At 67.1% G+C, this 11801-nt stretch carries 10 protein-coding genes; 3 read left to right on the top strand and 7 right to left on the bottom strand.

Annotation, left to right across the window (positions count from 1 at the left end; all coding sequences use genetic code 11):
* Window positions 1-52: 52 nt before the first annotated feature.
* The 3 genes from RAB70_RS01440 to aroQ all read right to left on the bottom strand — a co-directional run bounded on the left by RAB70_RS01440 (window position 53) and on the right by aroQ (window position 1469).
* The gene (locus tag RAB70_RS01440; RefSeq protein WP_026143397.1) at window positions 53-430 is read right to left on the bottom strand and encodes a four helix bundle protein; all 378 of its coding nucleotides are present in this window, start codon (window positions 428-430) and stop codon (window positions 53-55) included.
* Between the two features lie 17 nt (window positions 431-447).
* The gene (accB, locus tag RAB70_RS01435) at window positions 448-930 is read right to left on the bottom strand and encodes an acetyl-CoA carboxylase biotin carboxyl carrier protein (protein WP_148827977.1); all 483 of its coding nucleotides are present in this window, start codon (window positions 928-930) and stop codon (window positions 448-450) included.
* A gap of 92 nt (window positions 931-1022) precedes the next feature.
* A complete protein-coding gene (gene aroQ, locus RAB70_RS01430) occupies window positions 1023-1469 on the bottom strand; it encodes a type II 3-dehydroquinate dehydratase (protein WP_148827978.1) in 447 nt (148 codons plus the stop codon).
* Between the two features lie 311 nt (window positions 1470-1780).
* Here aroQ and RAB70_RS01425 point away from each other — a divergent pair, with 311 nt between their 5' ends.
* Complete coding sequence (locus RAB70_RS01425; protein ID WP_148827979.1) at window positions 1781-3745, top strand: beta-N-acetylglucosaminidase domain-containing protein; 1965 nt, start codon at window positions 1781-1783, stop codon at window positions 3743-3745.
* Window positions 3746-3790: 45 nt separating this feature from the next.
* Here the strand turns inward: RAB70_RS01425 and RAB70_RS01420 are convergent, their stop codons facing one another.
* Window positions 3791-5443, bottom strand: a complete 1653-nt coding sequence (locus RAB70_RS01420; RefSeq protein ID WP_148827980.1) for a reverse transcriptase domain-containing protein — start codon at window positions 5441-5443, stop codon at window positions 3791-3793.
* A gap of 305 nt (window positions 5444-5748) precedes the next feature.
* On the opposite strand from RAB70_RS01420, the gene RAB70_RS01415 reads away from it, so the two are divergent.
* Window positions 5749-6651 (top strand): hypothetical protein, encoded by a 903-nt coding sequence (locus RAB70_RS01415; RefSeq protein ID WP_148827981.1) that lies wholly within the window; start codon window positions 5749-5751, stop codon window positions 6649-6651.
* A 267-nt stretch (window positions 6652-6918) separates the two neighbouring features.
* Entirely contained in the window at window positions 6919-8316 is a 1398-nt protein-coding gene (locus RAB70_RS01410; RefSeq protein WP_148827982.1) for an FAD/NAD(P)-binding protein, read from the top strand.
* Between the two features lie 234 nt (window positions 8317-8550).
* Here RAB70_RS01410 and RAB70_RS01405 read toward each other — a convergent pair whose 3' ends face one another.
* The 3 genes from RAB70_RS01405 to cutA are packed head-to-tail and all read right to left on the bottom strand — an operon-like array spanning window position 8551 to window position 11775.
* The gene (locus tag RAB70_RS01405) at window positions 8551-9144 is read right to left on the bottom strand and encodes a TlpA disulfide reductase family protein (protein WP_148827983.1); all 594 of its coding nucleotides are present in this window, start codon (window positions 9142-9144) and stop codon (window positions 8551-8553) included.
* Window positions 9141-11438 carry a protein-disulfide reductase DsbD gene (locus RAB70_RS01400; RefSeq protein ID WP_148827984.1) on the bottom strand — a complete coding sequence of 766 codons (2298 nt, stop codon included), beginning with the start codon at window positions 11436-11438 and terminating at the stop codon, window positions 9141-9143. Before RAB70_RS01400 ends, RAB70_RS01405 begins: the two co-directional genes overlap by 4 nt.
* Before the next feature lie 4 nt (window positions 11439-11442).
* Complete coding sequence (gene cutA / locus RAB70_RS01395) at window positions 11443-11775, bottom strand: divalent-cation tolerance protein CutA (protein WP_148827985.1); 333 nt, start codon at window positions 11773-11775, stop codon at window positions 11443-11445.
* Window positions 11776-11801 lie beyond the last annotated feature (26 nt).

Raw genomic sequence — 11801 nt, 5'->3', positions numbered from 1 at the left:
GAAGGCCGGGAATTGGGAATGGAGAATCGGGAATGGAGGACGGCGTGCATCGTCAATCTCCGCGCTTGCTCAGAACATTCATCAATGCGGTCAGTTTGGCGAAGATCGTATCGATCAATCCGTCGAGTGCCGCGATGTCGGAGGTGTAGTCGAGCCGGCGCGCGATCTGCAGGTGCGTGCTGGCCTCGGACAGCGAGCCACGTGCGATCGACAGAAAACGCAGGTATTCGGGAGTGGAGCGGCGTGCCGCGCCTTCGGCGATGTTGGCGGGAATGCTGACCGCTGCGCGGCGCAGCTGCGCCGTCAGCCCGAAACGTTCCGTCGCCGGAAACGTTTCGGAGAGGCGGTAGATCATTTCCACCAGATCCATGGAGTCGCGCCAGACGTCGAGCCGCTCGTGCGGTCGCTTTGACGATTCCCCATTCTCCACTCCCGATTCCCGGCGTCTCAGCCGATCACAAACAACGGCTGATCGAACTCCACCGGCTGGCCGCTTTCGCCCAGGATCGCGACGATGGTGCCGGAGACGTCGGCTTCGATCGGGTTGAACATCTTCATCGCCTCGATGATCGCCAGGGTCTCGCCGGCCTTGACCGCCTGGCCGACGCTGACGAAGGCCGGCTTGTCCGGGGCCGGCGAGGTGTAGAAGGTGCCGACCATCGGCGCGCGCAGCACGTGGCCCTCGGGCAGGGCGTTGCCGGGCTTGGCGCTGCCGCCGGTGGAGGCTTCGGTGGGCGAGCTCATCGGCATCGGCGCGGCGGCGGCCGGCGCGGCCGCGGGGGCGGCGGCCACATACTGCGGCGCGCTGGCGGTCATGCCCTTGGGGGTGCGCGCCAGGCGCACGCTTTCCTCACCTTCCTTGATCTCGATCTCGGCGAGATTCGATTCTTCCAGCAGGTCGATCAGTTTCTTGATTTTGCGGAGATCCATAACGGCCTCGTGAGGTGACTTTGAAAAAGACCGGGCGCGCGGCCCGGGGACTCAGACGGGGGTGTGCGGTGCCGGTTGGGTGTGGGCGCGGCTCATGCGGCCGCTCCCAGGCGGGTCAGCGCCGCGTCCATCGCATAGCGGTAGCTGTCGGCGCCGAAGCCGCAGACCACGCCGACCGCGTGGTCGCTGAAATAGCTGTGGTGGCGGAACGGCTCGCGGCTGTGCGGGTTGGACAGGTGGATCTCGATGAACGGGATCGCCACCGCCGCCAGCGCGTCGCGCAGCGCCACCGAGGTATGGGTGAAGGCCGCCGGGTTGATCAGGATGAAGGCGGTGCCGTCGCCGCGCGCGGCCTGCACCCTGTCCACCAGCACGTGCTCGGCGTTGGACTGCAGGCTCTCCAGCGCGTGACCGGCGGCGCTGGCCTGGGCCTGCAGCGCGGCATCGATCTGCGCCAGGGTGGCATGGCCGTACACGCCCGGCTCGCGGGTGCCGAGCAGGTTGAGGTTGGGGCCATGCAGCAGCAGCAGTCGCGCCATCGGGAACAAAGCAGCGGAAAGGGCGGCAGTCTGCGCGAAGCCGGCATTGCTGTCCAGTTCGGCGAAGTTGCGGGCGTTTTAAACAAATGTTTGATTTTTCGCCGGTCTGCGTCGCGTCAGCGCAGGCATGGCGGGCGGGCAACGGGCCGCGCCACTGCCTGCGGTTATGTCGCATCTTGTGCGGGCCATGCAAGTGTCGCTGCAGCATGGGACGGCCACATTGCAGCGCCATCGCCACCGCGCGTCGACGCGCCGGCGGAAGTGGTATATACCATTTCAAAATCACTGAAATACCAGTCGAGGGTAGGCGCATGCGAACCGAGCGTATTGGCCGTTGCGGCCTTGGCCGCCACATCCTGGCGTTCGCTCTGCTGGCCGGGGCGGCCGCGCCCGCGCTGGCGGCGGGGCCGGCCACCCTGCCGGCGGTGTACCCGACGCCGACCGCGCTGCGCCTGCTCGGGCCGGAGCTGCCGCTGGGGCCGTCGGTGGTGCTGGTGCAGGCCGGCAAGGCCGACCCGGCCACCGACACGCTGGTGCGCGCGGTGTTGCGCGAGGCCGGCGTTTCCCGCATCCGCCGCGCCAGCACGCTGCCGCACGACCCGCAGGCGGTGTCGGTGGTGCTCGGCACCGTCGACGCGGCGCCGGTGCGCGATGCGCTGGCCGCCGTCGACCTGGACGTGCCGGAACGCGCGGAAGGCTATGCGCTGGGCAGCGTGGCCAGCGGCGGTGCCACGCGGATCGTGCTGGCCGGCCGCGACGGCGCCGGCCTGTACCACGCGGCGCAGACCTTCCGGCAACTGGTCGCGCCCGGACGCATCGCCTCGGTGGCGGTGACCGACGCGCCGGCGATGCCGGTGCGCGGCACGATCGAGGGTTTTTACGGCAAGCCCTGGAGCATGGACGAGCGCGCCGCGCACCTGGCGTTCCTGGCGCGGTTCAAGGCCAACACCTACATCTACAGCCCCAAGGACGACGTGTTCGCGCGCGATCGCTGGCGCGCGCCGTACCCGGCCGCTACGCTGGCGGCGCTGGGCAAGCTGGCCGCGGTCGCCAACCGCGAGCACATCAATTTCGTCTACGCGCTCTCGCCGGGGCCGTCGATCTGCTACAGCGATGCGGCCGACCTGCAGGCGATCCGGCGCAAGTTCGCCGCGCTGCGCGCGCGCGGCGTGCGCAGCTTCTACATCGCCTTCGACGACATCGAATACACCAAGTGGAACTGCCCCGGCGACGCCACCGCATTCGGCCCGGCCGGCGAGCAGGCCGCGGCCACCGCGCAGGCGCGGCTGCTCAACGCGGTGCAGGCGGACATCGCCGCGGCCTGCCATGGCGCGCTGATCATGGTGCCGACCGAGTACTACAACGTCACCGAATCGCCGTACAAGGCGACGCTGCGCAAGGCGCTGGATCCGCGCGTGGTGGTGCAGTGGACCGGCACCGACGTGGTTCCGGCGTCGATCTCGGTGAGCGACGCGAAGAACGCCACCAAGGCGTTCGGGCGCAAGACCCTGCTGTGGGACAACTATCCGGTCAACGACTTCGCCGAGACCGCCGGGCGCCTGCTGCTGGCGCCGTACGACCGCCGCCAGGCCGGGCTGTCGACGGAGCTGAGCGGTATCGTGTCCAACCCGATGAACCAGGAAGTGGCCAGCCGGCCGGCGGTGGCCGGGCTGCTCGCCTTCGCCTGGAACGACCGCGGCTACGACGCACAGCGCACCTGGCGCGCGGCCGCGCGCGACCTGGCCGACGGCGATGCGCAGGTCGCCGACGCGCTGCTGACCTTCTTCGACACCCAGCACCTGGCACCGACTTTCGGCCATCTGCCCTGGCAGCCGCAGGCGCCGCGGCTCAAGGTGCTGATCGACGCCGCCCGCGACGCGCTGGCCGACGGCGATCCGGCCGCTCGCACTGCGGCGCTGGCCGCGCTGGCCGCGCTGGGCCAGGCGGCCGACGACCTGGTGGCGGCACCGCAGCGCATCCGTGCCGGCGCCACCACCGGCGCATTCGTGGCCGAGGCAGCGCCATGGCTGGACGCGACCGCGCTGTGGGGCCGCGCGCTGCGCCTGAGCGTGGACGGGCTGAACCAGGCGCTGGCCGGCGATCCGGCGGGCGAGCAGGCCTTCGCCACCGCCGGGCAGCTCGCCGCGCAGGCCGAGGCGATTCCCTCCATTCCCGGCGCGACCCGCTTCGGCGGCCCGGTCAAGGTCGCCGACGGCGTGCTCGACACCTTCGTCGCCGACGCGCCCGGCCTGGTGCAGCGTCCGCCGGCGCGTTAGCGGAAGGCGCCGGTTCGGATTGGCGCCTTCCGCCAGGCCTAACGATCAGACTGACAGTCCGTTGGCTTGCGCGACTCGGAGGACTTCGCTTATAGCAATAATCTCTGCTACGCCTCCAGGATTAAGAACCCCCTTGTGTACAACTCCACGAACCTCAAACTTCGAGTCCAGTGCGGGTCCGCCGCTCATTCCGCTCTGGATGGGGCCGTCCACCCTGGCTTTTCTTATATCATGAGCGCCAGATGTCGCCTTATTCTTAAATACTCTCGTGACTGGTGAGTTCACAGCTGTGGCATGCTCGCCCCGCGTATAATCTGGATAGCCTACGGTAACTAGATTGTCACCCTGGTTGGGGTCTCGGCCCAGCCTGTAACGTGAGCGCTCCAAATCCAGTCGGTGTTTATCATTGCGTACGCGAAGTAGGGCAATATCTCTATTCCAATCTATTGCAATAACGTCACAAATAACTAAGGCCAGTCTTCGTTCGTTCATGACATAAACAAAAGGAAGAATAGTTTTTGTGTCGTCACGCTCTACGACGTGAGCGGCGGTCACCATTATTCCAGAGGAAGTGGTGAATGCTGTCCCTTGGCTTTGGCCTAGATCGAATACAAACAGCGGATCAGTACTGGCGTTGACGATGTGAACTCCCCGCGCCCGACGAACTAGTTGACTGATCAGCTCTACACTAGGCACTCTCAACTGCAAAGTTTCGTGAAGCTTGTTGAAGCGGTGGGCGATATCTGAAGCAAGCCAATCTCCTTTGCCGCGTACCATACTGAGGTACGAAACTTTTCCGTGAATCTGTCGAAGCAGCCTAGCTGGCGCGACTCCTGGAGTTTTCTCCTCAGGAAATTTCTGAGCAGCGACTTCATCAACTCCAAACTTCTCCATTGCGTATATCGTAGACTCTAGCGCAAAGTACCAAGGGCGTTTGACATTGACCTTTTCATTTACAACGAGTCCAGTGACTGTCTTCCTGCTTCCCTTGGTGGCGATTCGGAGCTTTTCCATGTTTATGGAAAATCCCTCCGAAGTCACAATTTCTGAAATTGATGCGCCGACCAGGGGTTTCCCTTCATCGTCTAAAATGGCCACGCTACGAAGTTGAGTAAGTGGCCTATCGAACGAGAAAGTAAGGTCGTCAGCGTAGCGTGTGTAAGAACCACCAAGCCGGGCTGCCAATGCGGAAAGTCTCTTATCAAGCTTTGCGCAAATAATGTTCGAAAGCACTGGTGAAGTTGGTGCGCCAGCGGGCATCACGCCATCCAGTGAACAGATCTGCGCAAGAATGTTGGCAACCGACCAGTCGAGTCGCAGTGGAGTTCCGAGAAAGACGCCGCGGATCCGTTGGAAGCTGATGGAGGAGAAAAAGTCTTTAAGGTCGAAATTTATAACTACCTTTCTGGTAGCGTGCGGCAGTGCATTAGTCCTTACATTTCGGCCTTTAGCGAAGCCATGCACGTTAGGCCCCATTTTATAGGCGCTGTACAACACAGGCAAAAGCTTGTGTTGAAGCTTCTTCCTTAGACGGCCAGGCGCGGAGATCAAGCGAACGCCGCCGGACTTCTTAGGAATGGTGAAGTCCGTGTACCCCCGGGACTTGTATAGGTTGTTCTTCAGTGTAGAGCCAGGAACCCCAAATAGAGCTCCCAGAGAGTCATAGCTGTGAACGCATCGCAGGCTCTCAATATCCATGTATGGCGCACCTCACCGTTTTCACCCTTACAACGTGCGACATCGCGCATAACGTAACGTACGCACAGCGGCATCAGCTAACTTTGGAATTCCGTCTCAATCAGTAGACGGAGGTTAAACACCTGGTGAGGTGCGCCATGGATGGACATTACCTGAACCCCTAAGGATGTTCAATGGTGTTTGCTGCAATTCAGCAGATGGATTCGATGGCCGAGATCCTGCCCGGGAGGGAGTAGGGCTGGGCGACAACGGGCCTGGCAAGGACTAGGATTCTAGAATGATGATCAAGAGAAGGATCGACCAGGATGATTCCTATTGCTGCGACCAGCAAAGAAATTGATCGACGTGTCCACCGATTCTGCGCGCCGCTATTTGGCAACGGATTGTTACTGGATAGCGGTCACGACACTTCGGTAACCAGCGCTACGGCGACGTTCGTGAAGTTCCAGTCACGCTTCTACGTCGTGACTTGCCACCATGTCCTGTCAGCCTTCTTCAGCGCCAGTGTCAGGAACAATCGACACATCGTACCGACGCTCCACTCCGGCAGGAGTATTTACCAGCTCGGCCGGTATACGCGACAAGGAACCTATCGGTGGTGCTTCCAGAGTTGCCGAGATTTCCCCGACTCAGCAGATGTCGACAACGAGGAGGCGCTAACCGCGCTAGATAGAAAAAACGCGGAACGGCCGGATATCGCAATCGCGGACGTTACCGAAATTTGGACACAGTTCCAAGATGAACGTAATGCTGAGGCGATCGATCTTGATACCTGGACCGAACCGGAATGGACGACGATACAGTCGACTTGGTTGGCATTCGGCTTTCCCGACGCGCACAAGTACGAGGACGAAGGCAAGTTGGTGGCGCCTATGCCGAGGGTGTCGGCGAGCCTAGCGACAGACTTCCCAACGCAGGAGAGGCCTACCTACATCCTTTGGTCTACGCTTACTTCGGACCATGGTTGGGGATTCAGTGGGATCAGCGGCGGCCCCGTTTTGGTTGCGCATGCCACTGACGATAAGTTCTTCTTCGTCGGCATTACGTTCGAGGGAGCACCTAGTAGGAAGGAATTGCACGAAGATGCCGAAGCGTTAGTTAGAAAGAACGATATCGTGCTGAGGGGCTACCACCTTAGTCCCATGCAATTTGGTTTGTGGCTGTCGCAACTTAAATACGGAGTGGAAGTGGATGCACTGCCAATTTAAAAGGGAAAATCTAGGGGTGGCGGAGGTCCCAATCTAGTCATGGTCTAGTGGTCCAACTGTTAGATCTACGGCTCGTCGGCCAGAGGTGGTGCGCCGCAGACGACGCTAGAGAACAGCGCTATCTCCGCGCTCCTCATCGCTTATGTGCCGAGCGCATTTGCTGATGCCCGATCGCCATGCCGCGCAGCGCACGCATTAACCGGCGATTTACACCCGCGCGCCGCATCCGGGGCACAAAGGACGCCCCGAGCGGCCAAGGTGCGTGCCATGCGAATCGCGATCATCGGCGCAGGATTCTGCGGCAACGTGCTGGCCGCGGCGCTGGCACGCCAGGGCACCGCCAGCCGCATCACCCTGGTCGGCATGGCCGACACCTTCGGCCGCGGCGTCGCCTACGGCGCGGCGCGGCCGGAGCACCTGCTGAACGTGCGCGCCAAGGACCTGGGCGTGGATCCGCAGGATCCCGGCGGCTTCGCCGCGGCGCTGCACCTGGATGCGGCGCAGGGCATGGCGTTCCTGCCACGGCTGCAGTACGGCCAGTACCTGGAGCAGCACCTGGCGGCCGCCCTGGCGGAGTCGGCGACCGAGGTGGTGCCGCTGGCGCAGGAGGCGGTGGCGCTGGAGCGCGATCCGCACGGTTTCCGCGTGTTCCTGGCCAATGGCGAGGATTTCGTCAGCGACGTGGTGGTGCTGGCGATCGGCGCGCTGCCGCCGGCGGCGCTGCCGGGCATCGGCCCGCGCCTGGCGGTGCATCGCCGCTACATCGGTTGGCCGTGGCAGGACGGCGTGCTGGACGAGGTGCCGCCGCAGGCGCGGCTGTTGCTGGTCGGCACCGGCCTGACCATGGCCGATGTGGCGTTGACCCTGCGTCGGCGCGGACACCGCGGCCCGATCACCGCGCTGTCGCGGCGCGGCCTGGCGCCGCAGGCGCACCTGGCGGTGCCTGGCGCGCCGGTGAGCCTGCCGCCCAGCGTCGTGCAGGCGCTGCGCAGCCACGACCTGCGCGGCCTGGTGCGCAGCCTGCGCCAACTGACCACGGTGGTGGAGGACTGGCGCTGCGTGGTGGATGCGCTGCGTCCGCACCTGCAGCCGTTCTGGCAAGGCTTGGCGCCGGCGGCGCGCGCCCGCTTCCTGCGCCACCTGCGGCCGTACTGGGAAGCGGCGCGGCATCGGCTGGCGCCGGCCGCGGCGGCCGCGCTGGCGCAACTGCAGGCGCGGGGCCAGCTGCGCATCCGCGCCGGGCGCCTGCTGCGCGCGCGGCTGGGCGAAACCGCGGTGGAAGCGGTGATCCGCGATCGCGCCAGCAGCAACGCGCGCACCGAGGACTTCGGCGTGCTGATCCGCGCCACCGGGCTGGACACCGACGTCGCCCGCACCAGCCATCCGCTGGTCGCCACGATGCGCGACGCCGGCCTGCTGCAGGCCGATCCGCTGGGCCTGGGGCTGCAGGTGGACGAGCGCCTGCGGGTGCGCGACGGCAGCGGCCATCCGGTCGCCGGGCTGTACTGCATCGGGCCGCTGCTGCGTGGCGTGCTGTGGGAGATCACCGCGGTGCCGGAACTGCGCACCGCCGCGCAGCGCCTGGCCGAGGAGCTGGCGACGCTGGCGCAGGTGCGGACCGGGAATGGCAGTGTTGGCGAAGCGCGGCAGCGGCAGGCGTTTTAGCGGACTGATCCGGTGCGGCGTGGACGTGGCGTGGGAGGCAACTCTCACGACGCTGCAGCGCGCTTTCCCGATAATGCAATGCGTCGGGACTGAAGTCCCTCCCACAGTGCACCCGGCAGGCTCGCCGCAAGCCGCTTGGGAGGCGCGAGGTGAGTCGCGACAGCGCTATCGGCAATGCGTCGCCGACGCGGACGTCGCTCCCACAAGGGCGCGCATCGGCGGCTGGCTCGCCGGCTACTGCGTCGGCTGCGCGCCGCCGCCCACCCAGCCCTCCACTTCGCCCGGCGCGAACGGGCCGAGCTTCTGCCTGACGATGCGGCCGTCGGCGTCGATCAGCACGCTGTACGGCAGCAGGCCCTGGGTGTCGCCCAGGCGCACGCTGGCGTCGGCCGGGCCCGGGGTCTCCAGCGCGATCGGGTAGCCGATCGGCACCCGTTGCAGGAAGGCGCGCACGTCTTCGGCACGGTCCAGGGCGATGCCCAGCACCTGCAGGCCGTCGCTCGGTTGCGCGCGCGCCAGCCGGTCCAGTTCCGGCATCTCGCGCACGCAGGGTTCGCACCAGCTCGCCCAGACGTTGACCAGCAGCGGCCGGCCGCGGAACTGCGCCAGGGTCAGGTGGCCGCCGTCGAGCGTGGGCAGGCGCAGCGCCGGGGCGGGATCGCCCGGGCGCGCCGCGGCGACCGGCGGCGCGGCCGCATGGCCGCTGGCCGTGGCGGACGTTGCCGGGGCCAGCGCCGGCGTCCGCCGTTCCCACCAGTGCGCCGCCGCCACGCCGAGCACCGCCGCCACCGCGGCGACCGCCAGCAGGCGCGCGCTGGCGGGAGTCATCGCGCCGCGCGCAGCAGGGCGTCCTCGACCACCGCCTGGCTCAGCACCGGCGGCAGTACCGTCGGCGGCGCGCCGGGGCCGTAGACCACGTACAGCGGCACGCCCACTGCCTTGTGCTCGGCGAGGAAGGCGCTGATGCGCGGATCCTCGTTGGTCCAGTCGCCCTTCATGTACACCGCGTCCACCCGCTTGATGGTGTCGCGGAACGCGTCGCTGTCGAACACGTTGCGTTCGTTGGCCTTGCAGGTGACGCACCAGTCGGCGGTCATGTTGACGAACACCACGCGGTTGTCGGTGCGCAGGCGGTCGAGCATCTGCGGCGAATAGGCCACGGTGTTGCGCTCGACGCTGGCGCTGGGCGGCGGCAGCCGGGTCACGCCCCAGGCCGGCACCAGCGCGGCCAGCAGCAGCACGGCGGCCAGGCGCATGCCGGTCTTGTGGTCGCGCCAGCGCGCGCGCTCGAACCACCACAGGCCCAGCGCCAGCAGGGTGGCGCCGATCAGCAGCAGCGCCACCGCGTCCACGCCGCGCTGCTTGCCCAGCACCCACAGCAGCCAGATCGCGCTTAGGTACATCGGGAACGCCAGCACCTGCTTGAGCGTTTCCATCCAGGCGCCGGGCTTGGGCAGGCGCCTGGCCAGCGACGGCACGAAGCCGATCAGCAGGAACGGCAGCGCCAGGCCCAGGCCCAGGGTCAGGAACACCAGCATCGCCGCCGCCGCCGGCGCGGTCAGCGCATAGCCCAGCGCCGGGCCCATGAACGGGCCGATGCAGGCGCTGGACACCACGCAGGCCAGCACGCCGGTGAAGAAGTCGCCGACCGGGCCGCTGCGCGTGGACAGCGACTGGCCGACGCCACCGAGGTTGGCGCTGAGGGTGAACACGCCCGACAGGCTCAGCCCGACCACGAACATCAGGTACACCAGCACCGCGACGAAGCCCGGGCGCTGCAGCTGGAAGCCCCACAGCAGCCGCGCGGCCACGGCGATGCCGCCGACCACGGCGAAGGAGGCGAGCACGCCCAGCGTGTACCACAGCGCATGGCTGCGGGCGCGGCCGCGGCTCTCACCGCTCTGCGCCAGGCCCAGCACCTTCAGCGACAGGATCGGCAGCACGCACGGCAGCAGGTTCAGCAGCAGGCCGCCGCCGAGCGCCAGCAGCAGGATCCACAGCAGGTTCTGCGTGGCCGGCGGCGGTGCGGCGCTGCGCGCGGCGTTGTGCGCCGAGGCGTCCGGCGTCGCCGGCAGGGCATCGGCGGCCGTGGCCGCGGCCGCGTCGTTGGCGTCGGCCTGGCGGCTGTCCAGCGGCGTCACCAGCAGCGGGCTGACCTCGGCCTGGTCGGCCGGGGTGATGGTGCCCTTGGGCAGCGCCAGCTTCACCCGCCGGGTCATCGGCGGGTAGCAGATGCCGTCGGTCTGGCAGCCCTGGAAGGTCGCCACCAGGGTCGCGGCGGTGGCGTCGGCGCGCTGGCGCTGCAGCGGCACGGTGACCTCGGTCTGGTCGAAGTACACCACCACGTTGCCGAAGTGTTCGTCCTGGTGCGAGCTACCCTTGGGCCAGCGCGGCATGCCGGTGCGGATGCCGGGCGCGCCCTCCAGCGCCAGCGCGGTGCGGTCGCGATACAGGTAATAGCCGGGCGCCGGGGTGAAGCGCAGCAGCAGGGTATTGCCGTCGCCGACGATGGCTTCGAACTGGAATGCCTGGTCCGAGGGCAGCGGCAGGCCCTGCACCGCCGCGGTGCCGGGGCCGGGACCGAACAGCGGCTTGGCGCCGTTGCCGGCGCCCGGGCCGCTGCCCGGCAGCCCGCCCGTCGCGGCCGGCGGCGGCAGTGCCGGTGCGGGATCGGTGGCGGCCGTGGCGGCCGGCAGGGTCACCTCGAGCAGGCGCTTCTGCGGCGGATAGCACACGCCGGCATCGGCACAGCCCTGGTAGCGCACCTCCAGCTGCACGCGGCTGGTGCCGGGATCGGCGACGCCGCTCTGCACCGCGTTCAGTTCGTCGCGGTAGGTCTCCACCTCGCCGAAGTACGGGTCGGTCTTCTTGTGGCCGGCCGGCAACTGCAGGGTCGGGTTGGGCTTGAAGCCGCCGATCACCTTCACCGCGATGCGGTGCCGATACAGGTAGTAGCCCTTGGCGATGTCCCAGTGCAGCGCGATGCGGCCGCGTTCGGGTGCCTGTGCGCTGAGCGCGAAGGCCTGGTCCACCGGCAGCAGGTCCTTTTCGCTGATCGCCAGGGCGGGGAAGGCGGCCACGGCCAGCAGGCACAGGGCGGCGAGGCGGTGCAGCAGGGTCATCGGCTTACGGTTCCTCACGGGTTTCGGCATGCACCCACTGCAGGTAGGCCGGCAGGCCGCCGGCGACCTCGAGTTCGACCAGTTCGGGGACCTCGTACGGGTGCAACGCGCACAGCCGCTGCCGCAACGCGGACAGGCGGTCGGCGGCGGTCTTGATCAGCAGCAGCACCTCCTCGCCCTGTTCCACCTCGCCTTGCCAGCGATAGGTGGACTGCACGCCGGGCAGGCGGCTGACGCAGGCGGCCAGGCGTTCGTCGACCAGCGCCTGGGCGACCCGCGCGGCGCTGGCCGGATCGGGGCAGGTGCTGAGCAGCAAGCGGAGGGCGGGCGCGGACATGCGGCCGACAGTATAGGGATGCCGGC

The organism is Xanthomonas sontii, assembly GCF_040529055.1.
GTDB classification, from domain to species: domain Bacteria; phylum Pseudomonadota; class Gammaproteobacteria; order Xanthomonadales; family Xanthomonadaceae; genus Xanthomonas_A; species Xanthomonas_A sontii.
The sequence above is the reverse complement of the archived record's forward strand: the minus strand, read 5'-3'. Positions and strand labels throughout refer to the sequence as shown.

Bases quoted from the DNA above. Each gene is read 5' to 3' on its own strand.
- accB (WP_148827977.1), bottom strand. From the start codon at position 930: ATGGATCTCCGCAAAATCAAGAAACTGATCGACCTGCTGGAAGAATCG.
- aroQ (WP_148827978.1), bottom strand. From the start codon at position 1,469: ATGGCGCGACTGCTGCTGCTGCATGGCCCCAACCTCAACCTGCTCGGC.
- RAB70_RS01425 (WP_148827979.1), top strand. From the start codon at position 1,781: ATGCGAACCGAGCGTATTGGCCGTTGCGGCCTTGGCCGCCACATCCTG.
- RAB70_RS01420 (WP_148827980.1), bottom strand. From the start codon at position 5,443: ATGGATATTGAGAGCCTGCGATGCGTTCACAGCTATGACTCTCTGGGA.
- RAB70_RS01415 (WP_148827981.1), top strand. From the start codon at position 5,749: ATGATTCCTATTGCTGCGACCAGCAAAGAAATTGATCGACGTGTCCAC.
- RAB70_RS01410 (WP_148827982.1), top strand. From the start codon at position 6,919: ATGCGAATCGCGATCATCGGCGCAGGATTCTGCGGCAACGTGCTGGCC.
- RAB70_RS01405 (WP_148827983.1), bottom strand. From the start codon at position 9,144: ATGACTCCCGCCAGCGCGCGCCTGCTGGCGGTCGCCGCGGTGGCGGCG.
- RAB70_RS01400 (WP_148827984.1), bottom strand. From the start codon at position 11,438: ATGACCCTGCTGCACCGCCTCGCCGCCCTGTGCCTGCTGGCCGTGGCC.
- cutA (WP_148827985.1), bottom strand. From the start codon at position 11,775: ATGTCCGCGCCCGCCCTCCGCTTGCTGCTCAGCACCTGCCCCGATCCG.